This is a genomic window from Chitinophaga sp. RCC_12, assembly GCF_041360695.1.
Taxonomy (GTDB): Bacteria; Bacteroidota; Bacteroidia; order Chitinophagales; family Chitinophagaceae; genus Chitinophaga.
Genome location: NZ_JBFUPS010000007.1, coordinates 102,504 through 119,358, shown reverse-complemented (window position 1 = coordinate 119,358; position 16,855 = coordinate 102,504). Strand labels below are relative to the sequence as shown.

12 protein-coding genes are annotated in these 16,855 nt (G+C 47.3%); 3 read left to right on the top strand and 9 right to left on the bottom strand.

Annotated elements, in window-relative coordinates; genetic code table 11:
* Positions 1–39: 39 nt before the first annotated feature.
* From AB6805_RS20655 to AB6805_RS20615, 9 genes are all read right to left on the bottom strand, one after another.
* The gene (locus tag AB6805_RS20655) at positions 40–984 is read right to left on the bottom strand and encodes a FecR family protein (RefSeq protein ID WP_370911336.1); all 945 of its coding nucleotides are present in this window, start codon (positions 982–984) and stop codon (positions 40–42) included.
* A gap of 64 nt (positions 985–1,048) precedes the next feature.
* Entirely contained in the window at positions 1,049–1,633 is a 585-nt protein-coding gene (locus tag AB6805_RS20650) for an RNA polymerase sigma factor (protein ID WP_370911335.1), read from the bottom strand.
* Between the two features lie 289 nt (positions 1,634–1,922).
* Entirely contained in the window at positions 1,923–3,620 is a 1,698-nt protein-coding gene (locus tag AB6805_RS20645) for a GMC oxidoreductase (protein ID WP_370911334.1), read from the bottom strand.
* An 80-nt stretch (positions 3,621–3,700) separates the two neighbouring features.
* Complete coding sequence (locus AB6805_RS20640) at positions 3,701–5,398, bottom strand: GMC oxidoreductase (RefSeq protein WP_370911333.1); 1,698 nt, start codon at positions 5,396–5,398, stop codon at positions 3,701–3,703.
* Positions 5,399–5,428: 30 nt separating this feature from the next.
* Complete coding sequence (locus tag AB6805_RS20635) at positions 5,429–6,004, bottom strand: gluconate 2-dehydrogenase subunit 3 family protein (protein WP_370911332.1); 576 nt, start codon at positions 6,002–6,004, stop codon at positions 5,429–5,431.
* A 179-nt stretch (positions 6,005–6,183) separates the two neighbouring features.
* On the bottom strand, positions 6,184–6,933 hold the full coding sequence (locus tag AB6805_RS20630) for a murein L,D-transpeptidase family protein (protein WP_370911331.1): 750 nt from the start codon (positions 6,931–6,933) through the stop codon (positions 6,184–6,186).
* 264 nt (positions 6,934–7,197) lie between these two features.
* Positions 7,198–8,031, bottom strand: coding sequence for a hypothetical protein (locus AB6805_RS20625; RefSeq protein ID WP_370911330.1), 834 nt, complete (start codon positions 8,029–8,031; stop codon positions 7,198–7,200).
* A gap of 933 nt (positions 8,032–8,964) precedes the next feature.
* The gene (gene hppD / locus AB6805_RS20620) at positions 8,965–10,095 is read right to left on the bottom strand and encodes a 4-hydroxyphenylpyruvate dioxygenase (protein ID WP_370911329.1); all 1,131 of its coding nucleotides are present in this window, start codon (positions 10,093–10,095) and stop codon (positions 8,965–8,967) included.
* Positions 10,096–10,144: 49 nt separating this feature from the next.
* Positions 10,145–11,302 carry a homogentisate 1,2-dioxygenase gene (locus tag AB6805_RS20615; RefSeq protein ID WP_370911328.1) on the bottom strand — a complete coding sequence of 386 codons (1,158 nt, stop codon included), beginning with the start codon at positions 11,300–11,302 and terminating at the stop codon, positions 10,145–10,147.
* 792 nt (positions 11,303–12,094) lie between these two features.
* Here AB6805_RS20615 and thrA point away from each other — a divergent pair.
* The 3 genes from thrA to thrC all read left to right on the top strand — a co-directional run bounded on the left by thrA (position 12,095) and on the right by thrC (position 16,848).
* Complete coding sequence (gene thrA / locus AB6805_RS20610; protein ID WP_370911327.1) at positions 12,095–14,539, top strand: bifunctional aspartate kinase/homoserine dehydrogenase I; 2,445 nt, start codon at positions 12,095–12,097, stop codon at positions 14,537–14,539.
* A gap of 65 nt (positions 14,540–14,604) precedes the next feature.
* On the top strand, positions 14,605–15,531 hold the full coding sequence (locus AB6805_RS20605) for a homoserine kinase (protein ID WP_370911326.1): 927 nt from the start codon (positions 14,605–14,607) through the stop codon (positions 15,529–15,531).
* Positions 15,532–15,552: 21 nt separating this feature from the next.
* Positions 15,553–16,848: a threonine synthase gene (gene thrC / locus AB6805_RS20600; RefSeq protein ID WP_370911325.1), complete on the top strand. Its 1,296-nt coding sequence runs from the start codon at positions 15,553–15,555 to the stop codon at positions 16,846–16,848.
* The last annotated feature ends 7 nt before the right edge of the window (positions 16,849–16,855 follow it).

The following is a 16,855-nucleotide window of genomic DNA, read 5'->3' as shown; positions in this document are numbered from 1 at the left end:
TTTGTTAGCGTAGTATGTATTAAAACAGGATTAAGCGGTTTATTTTTTATCTATACGGATTATATTTCCCTGGCGATGATATTGCAGATGATAAATAAAACAGATGGATTCCAGCACAGATTCCAGCGAAGTGTTGGCCTGTTGCCCGGACAATACATGCCGTCCCATTTCCGGTGTGGCCAGCACAATACGTACGCTGTACCATCTTTCCAGCACGGTAGTAACTTCCTTCAATGTAAGATTGTCCATCGTGATAATACCCTCCTGCCAGGAGTTCATTTTATGCGGCTCTTCCCTGAACCTCGTAAATCCATTCTTTGCGCTGTCGTAACTTATTTTGCTGCCTTGTTCCAATATGGCTTGTTGTCCTTCTGCCGCCATTACTTTTACTTTCCCTGTGGCAACGCCCACCACCAGCTTTTCGCCGGGGTAATGCTTCACATTAAAGGAGGTTCCCAATACCTGTGTTTGTACTTGCCCGGTGTGCACGATAAAAGGAGCCTGGCGGTCGGGATGTATCTCAAAAAAAGCCTCGCCGTCCAGCATTACCTCCCTGGAGGTGCCGGCATATGCTTCGCTGTAACGGATCACCGACCGGGCATTTAATATTACCGTAGAACTATCGGGAAGCACTATACGTTTTATTTCTCCGTCGCCTGCAGCAATGGTGGTATACGACGGCTGATGACGGGGCCATAGTAACATCAGGCCCAGCAACACCAGCAGCATGGCGGCATAGGGCAACCAGCGGCGGAATTGACCGCCCCGGATATTTCTTTGCAGCGCCGTGTTCACTACTTTATTTTTCAATCCGGCAGACAGTGGTTGCGGCTCGCTTTGAAACCATTCTTCAGGCGGCATCAGATCGCCCTGTTTGTTTTCTTCGAGCAACTGTAAAAGCAACCGGAGCTCCTCCCGGCTGGCAGTATTATGTTGTACTTTTTCTATCAGCTCCTGTAACAGGCCGGCATCAGGTTTCATCATATACAGTTCACTTCTACCTATATATACACTAAAAAAAAGGAGGCTACTTAGTGGAAGAAAAAAATTATTTCAGGAAGAATAATATCAGCAGCAAAATATAGGAATCTCTCAACTCAGCTTTTATTACTTTCAAACTGCTGTGGATGTGCGCTTCTACAGTACGTATGGAGATACCCAGTTTATCAGCGATTTCGCGGTGCGATAATCCTTCTTCCCTGCTCATACGGAATACTGCCTGTTGCTTGTCGCCCAGCGAGTCCAGCACGCCCTGGTATTGCTTGTACAGTTCATTATAATCCAGCCGGTGTAAGATACTGTCGGCTGGCTGCAACAAGGCATGCTCCGGATCTGTGGTCATTAGCCGGCGACTGACTTTATTGCGGATAAAATTCAGGATATGATTTCTTGCGATCGTGAATAGTAATACCTGTATATCAGCAGTCTCATCCAGCTTTGCGCGGAAATGCCAGAGTTTGAGGAAAATGTCCAGCAGTAATTCTTCTGCATCTTCCTCAATACCCACCTTTTTCCTGCAATAGCCTAAAACGCGCGGGCCCAACAGATCCAGTAAAGAACGCAGTGCTTCTTCGTCGCCTTCACGGAAACGGCGCAACAGGAAAGGTGAAATAAGAATAGTTGTATTGTCCATGCAGGAGACAAAATTAATAAGCCATTGTTAACGTAAGGTTATGATATGATTAACAGCGTGCAGTCTATAATTTTCATTGTTCGTCTGGTGGAATTTTACGTCCATCAATATTAATAAAAATAATCTTGTGGAGAAAGAATTTCCGGTGATCTCTTTTATTAAAAATATACCGCTCAGTGGCAGGTTGCTAACAGTTACTCCGGGGGGGTCAGGGATCAACAACAATCTTTGCAGTATACCTGCTAAAAACAAAAGGGAAACCGGTAAGCTGGTTTCCCTTTTGCGGTATTTAAATATTTCCTTTTTTCAGTTCCTTAACGGCATGATCACATGCCCGCGCAGTAAGCGCCATATAAGTAATAGAAGGATTCACACAGGAGGAAGACGTCATGCAGGCGCCATCTGTTACATATACATTTTTAGCGGCGTGTACCTGGTTAAAACCATTCAGTACAGATGTTTTGGGATCTTTACCCATGCGGGCGGTTCCCATTTCATGAATGCAATGTCCCGGAGGAGGTGCACCGTCGTAGCCATGCACATTTTTCAATCCTGCTGCTTCCAGCATTTCTATCGCACTGGCCTGCATATCCTTGCGCATGGCCATCTCATTGCCTTTAAATTCACAGTCGATATCAAGTATAGGCAATCCGTATTTGTCTTTCTTATTTTTATTCAGTACTACCTTATTTTCAAAATAAGGCAGGTGCTCACCCCAGGAACCTATGCCCATGCTCCATTTGCCGGGTTCGCCCTGGGCTTCTTTCAGCTGAACGCCGATGCCCTCCATGCTGGTGCCACGGGCCCTTCCTGCGCCGCCCTGGTAGCCAAAGCCACGCACATAGTCTTTTTGCATGGTGTTGGCGTTGGTGTTACGGAAACGCGGAATATAAATGCCGTTGGGTCTGCGGCCGCTGCTGTAATACTGGTCTTCAAAACCTTCATAATCGCCGCCGGCGCCAACGCCATAGTGATGATCCATGAGGTTATGCCCCAGTTGTCCGCTGTCGTTGCCAAATCCATCCGGGAACCGGTCTGACACCGAATTGAGCATGATCCAGCTGGTACCCAGTGTGGATCCGTTCAGGAAAATAATATCTGCGTAATATTCTACCGTTTTCAGGGTATGGGAATCCATTACTCTTACACCGGTAGCTTTACTTTTATCTTTATCATATAATACTTCCAGTACAATAGAATCCGGGCGCAGGGTCATGTTACCTGTTTTGGCGGCGGCAGGCAAGGTAACGCCGTTGCTGCTGAAGTAACCGGTAAACGGACATCCGCGGGCGCACAGGTTACGGTACTGGCATGGACCACGGTCCTTTAATCCTTTTGTGAGATGCGCCACGCGGCCTATGGTCAGGATACGGTCGTTATACTTTTCTTTGACGCGCGCCGCAACATGCTTCTCCAGGCAGTTCATTTCCATTGGCGGCAGGAAAACGCCGTCGGGCAGCTGTGGCAGGCCTTCCGCCTGACCGCTTACACCGATATATTCTTCTACATATTTGTACCAGGGGGCAATATCTTTATAGCGGATAGGCCAGTCAACACCATGACCATCTTTCGCGTTGGCTTCAAAGTCCAGGTCGCTCCAGCGGTACACCTGCCGGCCCCACATGAGGGATCGGCCGCCTACCTGGTATCCACGCAGCCAGTTGAAGGGCTTTATTTCGTTATAGGGGTTCTCAATATCATTTACCCAAAACTGTTGTGTGCCTTCATCAAAAGCATAACAACGGCTCTGGATGGGATGCTTCTCCCGCATTTCATTGGGGGTATGGAGATGATGAGCAAATTCCCACGGCGCTTTCATAGCGGTGGTGTAGTCCTTGATGTGCTCTACATTGCGGCCTCTTTCCAATACCAGCGTTTTCAGTCCTTTTTCACTGAGCTCTTTGGCAGCCCATCCGCCGCTGATACCGGAGCCCACTACGATGGCATCATATGTATTTTCCTTCTCTGCCTTTATATTCAGGTTCATATCGTTGTGTTTAAAGCCGCAAGCGGCCAGGAATAGGCTTTTGAAAAGCTATCCCTGACCGCTACGCACCTATTGTATTTTTAAATATTACCTTTCTTCAGTTCTTTCACGGCATAATCCACTGCACGGGCAGTTAACGCCATATAGGTGAGAGAAGGATTTACACAGGAGGCGGAGGTCATAGCCGCACCATCTGTTACAAAAACATTCTTCACGGCATGCATCTGGTTAAAGCCGTTGAGCACGGATGTTTTAGGATCACGGCCCATACGTGCGGTACCCATTTCGTGAATAGCCATACCCGGGTAAGATCCGTTGTCGTATGTTTTCACGTTTTTAATACCTGCTGCTTCCAGCATTTCTGCGGCATCATTCATCATGTCTACGCGCATTTTCTTTTCGTTCTCCTTGAACTCTGCATCAAACTTCAATACAGGCTGGCCCCATGCATCTTTCACGGAGGTATCCAGGGTTACCTGGTTGGCTTCATAAGGCAAACATTCACCGAAACCACCTAAGCCAATGCTCCATTGACCAGGTTCGGTGATCATTTCCTTAAAGTCCTTACCCACACCCATTTCAGCAATACCGCGGCTCCAACCTGAGCGGCTGGCGCCACCCTGGTAACCAAATCCACGGATGTAATCACGTTTATCGCTGCCGATGTTGCGGTAACGGGGCACATAGATCCCGTTGGCGCGACGGCCGAAATAGTATTTATCTTCATATCCTTCTGCAGTACCGGAAGCGCCTGTACGGAAATGGTGATCCATCAGGTATTTGCCCAATACGCCACTGTCGTTACCCAGCCCGTTCGGGAAGCGGGAAGACGTGGAGTTCATCATTATAAAGGTAGAACCGAGGGTAGAACCATTGATGAAGATGACCTTCGCGTAGTATTCCACCATTTCTTTGGTGTGCTTGTCTATAACCTTTACACCTGTTGCCTTGCCTTGCTTCTCATCATAGATGATGGAATTTACAATGGAATCAGGACGAAGTGTGAGGTTACCGGTGGCTCTTGCTGCCGGCAGCGTGGAGGATTGTGTGCTGAAGTAAGCGCCAAACGGACATCCGCGGCTGCAGAGGTTGCGGTATTGGCATTTCTCACGACCGGGAAGTGGTTGTGTGATATTGGCTACGCGCCCCATCGTAATATTACGGCCTTTGAATTTTCCTTCTACGCTGGCCTTCAGATCTTTTTCCACGCAGTTCATTTCCATGGCAGGCATAAACTGGCCATCAGGCAGTTGTGGTAGACCTTCGCGGGTACCGCTGATACCTGCAAATTTTTCTACGTAATCGTACCAGGGGGCAATGTCTTTATAACGGATAGGCCAGTCTACCGCAATGCCGTCTTTCAGGTTGGCTTCAAAATCAATATCGCTCAGGCGGTACGACTGACGGCCCCACATAATGGATTTGCCACCCACGATATCCGGGCGGTACCAGTCGAAACGTTTTACTTCATTATATGGACTTTCCGAATCGTTGATCCAGTATTTTTCGTTGTGTTCACTGTAGGGATAGTCGCGGCTCAGTTTGGGATGTGTTTCGCGCTGATCTACCGTGATACGGCCGCGGTGTTTAAATTCCCACGGATCTTTGGTGGCCGTTTCATAGTCTTTCACATGTTCCAGTGGTTTACCACGATCCAGCATGAGTACTTTCAGGCCTTTTTCTGTCAGTTCTTTGGCTGCCCATCCACCACTCACACCTGAGCCAATTACGATGGCATCATACGTATTTTCAGCCTGTGCTTTTATATTCAGGTTCATTTAATTAAGTTTTAAAAAGTAAAGAGAAGATTACACTGCCCAGGCTTTTTCTCCTTTGGTGTAAGGAGTACAACCTTCGTACTTGCCCGGAACGGGAACATAGCGCAACGCTTTGGTGGCACCCGGTTCGGAGGTGAAGTAACCCAGCAGGGTTAATTCTTTCAGGTACTGGAAATAATGGGTAGGATCCCCTTCTTTTTTATCTTTGCGCTTGTTGTAGTCTACGCGCTCTTTTTCAATTCCTGTGAGGAGTTCGGTGCGCTGTTCCGGTGTAATGTCCATGAAGCCTTTTTTGAATTGCTTCTCACTTGCCTCATTGATTTTTGACAACCCATCGAGGAATGCCTGCTGATCTTCTTTCTTGTAACAATCGTTCATCATTACAATGATAAAGTCTTCTACTTTGGCATCTTTTGCTCCAGGAGTGCTGGTTTTGGGTATGATGGTTTCCGCTATCTCCGCCAGCAAAGCTTTGGTTTCCGGCTTGTGAAGATCGTAGTTCTTAGGACCAGACCCTGTGCAGCTTTCTAAAGCTGATAACGTGGAAGCGGAAATGGCAGTACCCAACAAAATCGCCACATTCCTTATTGCGTCTCTTCTGTGCATAAATAGTAAGTTGATTTGACCTTCGAACAAGTTGGAAAAAATTCTTCTAAAAACCAAATAAAGAGGGGTGAAATATGCATGAGCGGCTAAAAATAGGAAGAAGTAAAAAAGAAGATGGGTAGATGTAAGTCTGTAATGCGACTTCCATCTACCCATCGGCCTGTACAGTGTGGCAACTGTTACAGGATATATTTTCCTTTGTCGTCTACCAGTACAACCGGCAGGCGGTGGTGTTTTTCGAAATAATCATAAGCCGACCTGAGTTCTGCCCAGAATTGTTTGGAAGAGCTGTCGGTCATGGTAAAGGTGCCCAGGTAGTTCATGGAACCGGGGTTACCGAACTTCACGGGGAATACATGCACCGGTATGAAATCCTGTCCTGCGTTCTTTGCATTGACCGCTAAAATGTATACCTCATCAATGAATTCATCGGTTAAAGGAATACAGCCTACGGTGATACAGTTGCCATGGATATAGATTTCACCACCGGGGTTCTTTGGATCGCTCAGGATGCGGTCGGAGAAATTCGGGTAGTTGATGCCCAGCGACAGGTGATAGTTGCTGTTCGGGTTAAAATCGTTGATATAATAGAATCCTTCCGGCACCTGGCGGTCCCCTTCCTTACGCTTGGGTCCCATTTTACCGGAAAGTGTACATACCCGGTAAGATTTGAACAAACGGAAAGTGTCCTGGGGGTTATTTTTTACCCAGATCTCCATTTCACTATCCAGTTTGAAGGAACGGACAAACATATATCTTGCAGGGTAGGCAAGGCCCTTCTTTTCGAATTCTTTTTTCAGCAACTCCTCTTTTTCACGGTATGCCTCCCCTACTTTGGGAAACATTTTCTGGTTGTCGAGGAAAGATTGCTGGGCAAAAACTTTACCTGCACCCAACAAAATCAGGACGATTACAACAAGTCGCTTCATAATATTATTCAACAAAATTTTAATATTTACACCAGGTTTATATAAGCAAGATAAAACAATAACAGGGCAAGAATAAAATATATTACCATACTCACTTTCCTGTTGGCTATCTTTAAAATATAGTGTTTGTGCCCCTGATAGATCAATATGGCCGTAAAGGCCTGGAAAATTCCACCTAACAAAAACAATACACCGAACAGCGTTTGCATCCTCATAAAAAACGGAACTCTTATTTTAATATTGTAAAGTTACGCGTTTATTGCTTTACTGTAGCTTTATCCATTCCAGTTTTACGGTAGTTTCGTCCATGCCGGAGCTGAAAGTGGCGCGCACGGGGTACTTCCCGTTATAGGCGTAGGTATAGGTGTTGGTGATCACCCTGGAAGTGTTGGGACTGCTAATGTTTTCAGTGAGCACGTTGTGGGCCGAGAGGCTTCCACCACCGCCGTCCAGCAGGATAGCCAGCTCTGGCTGCAGCTGCTGCGGGTTCCGCATGCGGTCGTAGGTGTAGCTGACAGAAGAAGTATACACAAACTTACTGTATCCCGGCTGTTTACCGTAGGTATCCATCCGTTCCACATCTCCTTCCTGGTTCCAGGTATACTCCAGGTATCCGCTGTTTTCCCAGGCTGCTTTGGCGCCATTATGGCCAAACTGGTAACGCCGGGCTATTTTACCACTGGCATCATACGCCAGGGAGTCATAGGAATACACGGCGTTGTCGCGGTAATAACTGATCCTGGACACCTTGTCGCTGCTGTACTCAAACGACAGGTAAGGATCGCCGGTAACGGCTTTTTCATCCGCAGCCGACAGGCATTTCACCAGGCGGCCATTTTCATACACCGGCAGCTGGACATCGCTGTAGGTAGCATTTTCCGTTTTGCGCAGCTGTATAATCCGGCGAATGGATTTGTCGGGATTATACTCCACCGTTGTTTGTCCTGCGGGCGATACCATTTTGTGCAGGTAAGTTTGCTGATCGCCGCCATTAGGGAAACCAATATGGTTGCCTTCGCTACGGAAAGCAGTAAGGATGGTGAACGATGTCACCAAAGCGGCATAGATAGCCCCGCGGGCTATGGAAGTTGTGTGCATAGGTTACAAATATTAAATATAAATATACTGTATAAAAATAACTAAAGTGTGGCTAATGCGGGAAAAGACGCAATATATACGCGCATTTTGACAAGTTGGTTTAAAATAACAAATTATTTACATATCGTTAACATTTGCATGCGTAGGTTGTCTTACTCAGGATTAAACTTATTACACTGATTACGCTGATTTGATCGCAGCGTAGGTTGTCTTACTCAGGATTAAACTTATTACACTGATTACGCTGATTTGATCACTTTTTGATTTTAAAAGATTCGGGGAGATGTTAGCGTAGGTTGTCTTACTCAGGATTAAACTTATTACACTGATTACACTGATTACGCTGATTTGATCACTTTTTGATTTTAAAGGATTCGGGGAGATATAAGCGTAGCTTATCTTTTTGCCTGATTAGGATTTTACTTTTTTCTTTGGGAGATGGGTATTTAAAAAAGCTGACTTGAAGATCGGATAGCCCATGCCTTACATCTGCTTTGCACATGCTTTGCACATGCTTTGCACATGCTTTATATATGCTTTTGATTTGCTGTTAATGTGGAGGTGACGTGGACTTGATCGGTAACGTATTGTGCATCAATGCGCTAGAGCCGGTTTTAAGATATTCTTTAGACAGGTTCATCAGAAAAAGAACCTGGATATCAACGCTTTAGGCATATTATAAAGATAAACATAATCAGGCAAAAAACAACGTTTGCATTTTTTTTTAGCTTTAAAAGATCAGGGAAAATAAAAGCGCATCTTCCGCTTCTATCTTCCCTGATCTTTAAATCTAAAAAACTCAAAAAAATAAAATCAACTTACGCTTATATCTCCCAAAATCTTTTAAAATCAAAAAGTGATCAAATCAGCGTAATCAGTGTAATAAGTTTAATCCTGAGTAAGACAACCTACGCGTAAGACAAACTACGCCGGTTACAAATTGCCGCGCAGTGCCTGTTCTCTTTCTATGGATTCAAACAAAGCCTTGAAGTTGCCTTTACCGAAAGATTGCGCACCCTTGCGCTGGATGATCTCGAAGAATACGGTTGGCCGGTCCTGGATAGGCTTGGTGAAGATCTGCAACAGGTAGCCTTCATCATCGCGGTCTACCAGGATGCCCAATTTTTGTAATGGCGCAATGTCCTCATCAATCTTACCAACCCTGTCCAGCAGGGTTTCATAGTAAACCGGTGGCACCGTCAGGAATTCCACGCCCCTGTTTTGCAGCTCAGTCACCGTGTTCACAATGTCGTTGGTGGCAATGGCTACGTGCTGAACACCAGGTCCGCCATAGAAATCGAGGTATTCTTCAATTTGTGATTTCTTCTTTCCTTCCGCAGGTTCGTTGATGGGGAATTTCACACGGCCGTTACCGTTACTCATTACTTTACTCATTAAGGCAGAGTATTCGGTGGAAATATCGCTGTCGTCGAAAGAGATCAGGTTCCTGAAACCCATCACGCGCTCGTAAAATCCAACCCAGGTATTCATCTCATTCCAGCCCACATTACCCACGCAATGATCTACATATAACAGGCCGGTATCCGTTGGATTGTAATTCGTTTTCCATTCCTTATAACCCGGCATAAACAATCCTTTATAGTTTTTACGTTCTATAAAAAGATGCACGGTGTCGCCGTAGGTATGAATACCGCTCCGCACTACTGTGCCAAATTCATCTTTCTCTGTAACCGGCTCCAGGTAAGGCGTGGCGCCCCGTTTCACGGTTTCTTCGTAAGCCGACCGGGCGTCGTCTACCCACAGTGCCAGTACTTTCACACCATCACCATGTTTGGCAACGTGACGGGCAATTTCGGTATCCGGCAACAGGGAGGTGGTGAGCACAAAGCGCAGTTTGTTCTGCACCAGCACATAGGAAACCCTGTCTTTTACCCCGGTTTCAGGACCGGCATAAGCCACCGACTGAAAGCCGAAAGCAGTTTTGTAATAATGTGCCGCCTGCTTGGCGTTGCCTACATAAAACTCTACGTAGTCGGTACCGTTGAGTGGTAAAAAGTCCTGCTGACCGGTTAAGTTGTCCGCATTCGCTAATGCTGTTTCCATAACATTCAATTGTTTTGGTTTTATAAGTTGGTTGGTTTTTGTGAATCATTTATTCTGCCCAGCTCATGACGTAGCTGCCATCTTCAATACCCAATGCTGCTTCGGTGATCTGCAAAGGGTGAAAGGTGTCTACCATCACTGCCAGCTCTTTTGTTTCTTTTGCGCCGATGCTTTTTTCCACGGCTCCGGGGTGAGGCCCGTGCGGGATACCCGCAGGATGTAAAGTGATCATTCCCCGCACCACATGCTTACGGCTCATAAAATCGCCGTCTACATAATATAATACCTCATCACTGTCGATGTTACTGTGATTATACGGTGCAGGGATCGCCAGCGGATGATAATCAAATAACCGCGGGCAGAAGGAACACACGACAAAGTTGTTTCCTTCAAAGGTCTGATGCACCGGCGGCGGCTGGTGTACCCGCCCGGTGATCGGTTCAAAGTCGTGGATGGAAAAGGCAAACGGGTATTCGCATCCATCCCAGCCAATTACGTCGAAGGGATGATGTTTATAATGAATGGGATAGATCACCCCTTTCTTTTTTATACGGATCAGGAAGTCGCCTTCCTCATCAATGGTTTCCAGGTGCTGCGGCTGCCGGATATCCCGTTCGCAGTAAGGGGAATGCTCCAGTAATTGTCCGTATTTGCTCAGGTATCTTTTTGGATAACGGATAGGACTAAACGATTCCACTATAAACAGGCGGTTATCTTCCGTATTAAAAGTGATCTGGTAAATAGTACCACGGGGAACCACCAGGTAATCGCCATAGCCAAATTCCAGCTGGCCGTATTGTGTTTTCAATACACCGCTTCCTTCATGCACGAAAATCATTTCATCCGCATCCGCGTTCTTGTAAAAATATCCTTCCATGCTTTTGCGGGGCGATGCCAGTACAATATGAAGATCACTGTTTACGAGTACTGCTTTGCGGCTTTCTAAAAAGTCGTCTTCCGGCTTAATATTAAACCCCATGAAGCTCCGGTGCTTCAGCATCTTTTCTTCTGCCACCTTTGGCGCAACGGAATAGGGTTCATCTACTTTTACAATCTCCGTAGGGGGGTGACAGTGATACAACAGGCTGGAGTGGGAAGAGAATCCCTCCGTAGAAAACAACTGCTCCGAATACAGCTGGCCGTCCGGTTTGCGGAACTGGGTATGGCGCTTATGCGGTATTTGTCCTAGTTTATAATAATGTGGCATGACGGGTGGTTTGAGAAAATTGTTCTGGTGTACAATTAAAAGATTGAATGGGTGTATGATTCATTGTACTGGTGTACGATCCATATTTATATGATACAGTGCAACCTGCTGATGGCAGCAAAAAATTAAGATACACATGCGCAGGAATAGCAACTGAATACTATTACAAAGTTACGGTATATAAACACGAAGGATGGCCGGTAGCGGCCGTTGGGAAAGGTTATGCCAAAGTCGAATCCATGGCAAGCGTGGCCATGAGAAAGTAGTAGTTAAGCTGACTATTGCTTGTATATTTCAGTGAAATGGACAAGTGGCAATTGTTTAGGCGACTAAGGTAAGGAAAAACTGTGATTCCAAAATGATTTTTGTCATGGGCAATATTCAGTCACACAATTGTCACAAAACAACCATTTTGTTCAATGTCAGGAATTATGAAATTGCAACTATCTTATTTATATTTTAAATATAATTCTAAAAAATAACCATAATAAGTATCAAAAATCAACAAATGACCCTAAATTTAAAACATTTCTAAAAATCGCCACTGCACTTTTATTTACCAGTGTAATTGTAGACTTTTGTTACACAATCGTCATATTCCAATAGTGATACCGTTCTACACATACCAGTTCTCTTCGGTTTCTGCCTCCAGGCGGATAGCGGACACTATGGCGACAACGACCACCATTATTACAACCCCACTGCGGGGTTAGTTTTCACATATTATCCAACGACCACAAGGGTGGTACATAACCGGGAGGACCCGGACTTATCTACGTATAAATTTTCCATATGCAAGTATTAAAATTTGGCGGCACTTCAGTGGGAAGCGCCAAAGCAATAGAACAGGTTTGCAACATCCTCAAACAATATAAACCGGCCGGTAAATATGCCATCGTCGTATCTGCACTCGGCGGGGTAACGGATAAGCTTATACGCTGCGGGCAACTCGCGGAGCAAGGCAACGAAGACTATAAAAGTATATTACAGGAAATTGAAGCCCGGCACCTCGATACCATCCGTGAATTATTCCCTATCACTGCACAAAGCGGGCAAATCAGCCAGCTGAAGAAAAAACTCAACACCCTCGAAAACCTCTGCGACGGCATCTTCCAGGTCGCAGAACTCAGTCCGCGTACCCTGGATAAAATCATGAGCTACGGCGAACTGATGTCCTGCGTTATCGTTGCTGAAAAGCTGAAACAGCAGGGATTCTCCGCTACCTGCAAAGACAGCCGCGAACTCATTGTAACAGATAATCACTTCGGCCACGCTACCGTTAACTTTGTTGCCACCAATCACCATATTACGCAGTTCTTTGCACAGTCGCCCGCCGACTATGTAGTACTGCCAGGCTTTGTTGCCGCTACCCCCGATGGCGAAACCACCACCCTCGGACGCGGCGGCTCCGACTACACCGCCGCCATTGTGGCGGCCGCCGTCAACGCCACCGTACTTGATATCTGGACAGATGTGAGCGGCATGATGACCGCCGACCCCCGCATTGTATCACAGGCTATTCCCATCTCACACATTTCTTATGTGGAAGCAATGGAGCTGTCGCATTTTGGCGCCAAAGTCATTTATCCCCCCACCATCCAGCCGGTGATGAGTAAACGCATCCCCATCTGGATTAAAAATACTTTTGCCCCGGAAGATCATGGCACCCTCATACAGGACAGCGCCGACCGCAGCTTCCCGGTAACAGGCATCTCCGGTATTCCCAACATCGCCCTGCTCACCCTCGAAGGAAGCGGCATGGTGGGCATCCCCGGCTTCTCCAAACGGTTGTTTGAATCCCTCTTACGGGAACGCATCAACGTAATTCTTATTACCCAAAGCTCATCTGAACACTCTATCACTGTAGGTATCCATGAAACAGATATGCTGAAAGCTAAAACTGCGGTGGACAGCGAGTTTGCACAGGAAATAAGCGAAAAACGCATTGAACCCCTCCTGGTGGAAAAAGACCTCTGCATTGTGGCCGTAGTGGGAGATAAAATGAAAAACCATCATGGCACCAGCGGTAAGCTCTTTGGCACCCTGGGCAGGAACGGGGTGAACGTAAGGGCCATCGCGCAGGGATCTACCGAAAAAAATATCTCCGCGGTGATCAACAAAGCCGATATCAAAAAAGCGCTGAACGTTATGCATGAAACCTTTTTTGAAACACCCCTCAAACAGGTGAACCTCTTTATCGCCGGCGCAGGAAATGTGGGCAGCAAACTGCTGGAACAACTGGAACAACAGCAATATTACCTCCAGCATGAACTGGGGTTGCAGATCCGGGTAACCGGCCTGGCCAACAGCCGCCACACCCTCATCAGCGAAACCGGCATCACCTTACGTGAGTGGCGCGAACAACTGGAGCAGGCCAAACATATCAGCACCGCCGATTTCGTGCAGCAGATAAAAAGCCTGAACCTCCGCAACAGCGTATTCGTGGACAATACCGCCAGCAGCGATATTGCAGCCGTATACCACGAGTTCCTGCAACACGGTATCTCCGTGGTTACCTGCAATAAAATTGCCTGCTCATCAGACTACGCTTATTATAAACAACTGAAAGACCTCGCCCGCAAATACAACGCCTCCTTCCTGTTTGAAACCAACGTGGGAGCAGGACTACCGGTCATCAATACACTGAATGACCTGATCCGCAGCGGCGACAAAGTACACAGCATCGAAGCCGTGTTGTCCGGCAGCCTCAACTTCGTATTCAACCATTTTCTAAATGGCACCAGTTTCCGTGAAGTAGTAAAAGCTGCGCAGGACGAAGGCTACACCGAACCAGATCCGCGCATCGATCTCAGTGGTAAGGACGTTATGAGAAAGATCCTCATCCTAGCCCGTGAAAGCGGCGCCGCCATTGAAATGGATGAAATCACCAACTACTCATTCCTGCCCGCCGAATGCCTCGACGCCCCTTCTGTAGCCGCCTTCTACGAAGAGCTGGATGTACATGCCGGTCACTTCCAGGGACTGCGCGAAGCCGCAGAAGCTGAAGGCAAACGCCTGAAGTTCGTAGCCCGCTATGAAGATGGCAAAGCCTCCGTAGGCCTGCAAAGCGTGGCTCCCGATCATCCGTTCTTTAAACTGGAGGGGAAGGACAATATTGTGCTGTACACTACCAGCAGGTATAAAGACCAGCCACTGATCGTAAAAGGCGCAGGTGCAGGAGCAGATGTTACCGCCTCCGGCATCTTTGCAGACATCATCCGGAGCGCCAGATTGTAAACTTTCCATGAAATGAGTTGCAATCCTGACAATCAATTATTAAATTAAACTAACTTAAAGGTGATATGGACAGTATAAAAGTATTTGCGCCGGGAACAGTGGCCAATGTAGCTTGTGGGTTTGACGTGATCGGCCTGGCGCTGGACGCGCCGGGAGATGAAATGATCCTTCGCAGGAGCAGTGAACCAGGCATCCGCATTACTGCCATCCATGGCGCAGACCTGCCCCTGGAAACATCACGTAATGTGGCCGGCGTAGCCGTTCAGGCATTATTACAGAAATACGACCAGCCGGATATCGGCATTGAAATAGAGATCTTTAAAAAGATCCACCCCGGCAGCGGCATCGGCTCCAGCGCCGCCAGCAGCGCCGGCGCGGTAGTAGGCGTAAATCATTTACTGGGGGAACCCTTCACCAAAAAACAACTGGTAAGGTTTGCCATGGAAGGAGAACGGCTGGCCTGCGGTTCAGCACATGCGGACAACGTAGCCCCGGCCATCCTCGGCGGCTTCACCCTGGTAAGAAGTTACCGTCCCCTGGATATTACCACTCTCCATACACCGGAACATCTGTGGGTAACCGTTATACATCCGCAGATAGAGGTGAAAACGTCTGATGCGCGCGAAATACTGAAACAAAAAGTGCTCATGACAGATGCCATCCGGCAATGGGGCAACGTAGGCGCACTGGTGGCGGGGCTTTACCAAAACGATTATGAACTGATCAGCCGCTCGCTGGAAGATGTGATCGTGGAGCCTATCCGCTCCATCCTCATCCCGGCCTTCCACGAACTGAAACTGAAATGTAAAGAAGCCGGCGCCCTCGGCGGCGGTATCTCCGGCTCCGGTCCCTCTGTATTTATGCTCAGCAAAGGAGAAGAAAATGCCCGCAAAGTAGCGGCTACGATGGATAGCGTTTACGCACCACTTGGCGTGGATTATAAAATCTACGTTTCCCAGATTAACACCGCCGGTGTAAAAGTGATTGACTAACTAATTAACAACGTTTTATTCATGCAGTATTTCAGCTTACAGAACAAGCAGCACCAGGTAAATTTCGAAACAGCAGTAGTACAGGGATTGGCGCCAGACAGGGGACTCTATTTTCCGGAACAGATACCGGCACTGGATAAAGACTTCATCAATAACCTGCATAATTATACGGACCACGAGATCGGACTACAAGTAATCCGCCCGTTTGTTGGCAATGAAATACCCGAAGAGGCTTTAAAAAAGATAGTAACCGATACATTACATTTTCCTTTCCCGGTGCAAAAAGTGACCGGTCATACCTACGCCCTGGAACTGTTCCACGGCCCTACCCTTGCATTTAAAGATGTGGGCGCCCGCTTTATGGCCGGCTGCCTCGGCTATTTCCGCCGCAACAGCACCACTCCTGTAACAGTACTGGTAGCCACTTCCGGCGATACCGGCGGCGCCGTGGCCAGTGGTTTCTATAATGTACCCGGCGTGGAAGTGGTGATCCTCTACCCTTCCAAAAAGGTGAGTGTATTGCAGGAAAAACAACTCACTACCCTTGGCAATAATATTCATGCACTGGAAATAGAAGGTACTTTCGACGACTGCCAGCAGCTGGTAAAAACTGCTTTCCTGGACCAGGAACTGCAGGCACGCCGGCCGCTTACCAGCGCCAACTCCATCAACGTAGCCCGCTGGCTGCCCCAGATGTTCTATTATTTCCTGGCATACAAACAAATGAAGGCGGCACATCCCAGGCTCGTGTTCTCCGTACCCAGCGGCAATTTCGGCAACATCTGCGCAGGCATGATGGCTGCTGCCATGGGATTGCCGGTATCACACTTTGTGGCCGCCACCAATATTAACGACACCGTGCCCCGCTTTATGGATAGTGGCAAATATGAACCAGGCAAAGCATCGCCTACCATGTCTAACGCTATGGATGTGGCAGATCCCAGCAATTTTGTACGTATCCTGGAACTGTTTGGCAACAGCCTCCCTTCCCTCGCAGAAAAACTTACCGCCTACAGCTTTAATGATAAAGATACCGCCCGTACGATGGAACAGGTATGGAAAGAAAACCATTATATGCTGGACCCTCATGGGGCAGTAGGCTTCATGGGATTGCAGCGTTACCTGGAACATTCCCCTGAGCTGACAGGCGTTTTCCTGGAAACAGCCCACCCGGTGAAATTTGAAGACACCGCTCCTAAATCTATCCGGGAGGAAATATATACCCCCGCGAAGGTGATGTCTTTATATGGTAAAGAAAAACAGGCTACCCTGCTGGCTGCCGATTATCCTGCTTTCAAAAACTGGTTAATGCAATAATGATTCT

Bases quoted from the DNA above. Each gene is read 5' to 3' on its own strand.
- AB6805_RS20655 (WP_370911336.1), bottom strand. From the start codon at position 984: ATGATGAAACCTGATGCCGGCCTGTTACAGGAGCTGATAGAAAAAGTA.
- AB6805_RS20650 (WP_370911335.1), bottom strand. From the start codon at position 1,633: ATGGACAATACAACTATTCTTATTTCACCTTTCCTGTTGCGCCGTTTC.
- AB6805_RS20645 (WP_370911334.1), bottom strand. From the start codon at position 3,620: ATGAACCTGAATATAAAGGCAGAGAAGGAAAATACATATGATGCCATC.
- AB6805_RS20640 (WP_370911333.1), bottom strand. From the start codon at position 5,398: ATGAACCTGAATATAAAAGCACAGGCTGAAAATACGTATGATGCCATC.
- AB6805_RS20635 (WP_370911332.1), bottom strand. From the start codon at position 6,004: ATGCACAGAAGAGACGCAATAAGGAATGTGGCGATTTTGTTGGGTACT.
- AB6805_RS20630 (WP_370911331.1), bottom strand. From the start codon at position 6,933: ATGAAGCGACTTGTTGTAATCGTCCTGATTTTGTTGGGTGCAGGTAAA.
- AB6805_RS20625 (WP_370911330.1), bottom strand. From the start codon at position 8,031: ATGCACACAACTTCCATAGCCCGCGGGGCTATCTATGCCGCTTTGGTG.
- hppD (WP_370911329.1), bottom strand. From the start codon at position 10,095: ATGGAAACAGCATTAGCGAATGCGGACAACTTAACCGGTCAGCAGGAC.
- AB6805_RS20615 (WP_370911328.1), bottom strand. From the start codon at position 11,302: ATGCCACATTATTATAAACTAGGACAAATACCGCATAAGCGCCATACC.
- thrA (WP_370911327.1), top strand. From the start codon at position 12,095: ATGCAAGTATTAAAATTTGGCGGCACTTCAGTGGGAAGCGCCAAAGCA.
- AB6805_RS20605 (WP_370911326.1), top strand. From the start codon at position 14,605: ATGGACAGTATAAAAGTATTTGCGCCGGGAACAGTGGCCAATGTAGCT.
- thrC (WP_370911325.1), top strand. From the start codon at position 15,553: ATGCAGTATTTCAGCTTACAGAACAAGCAGCACCAGGTAAATTTCGAA.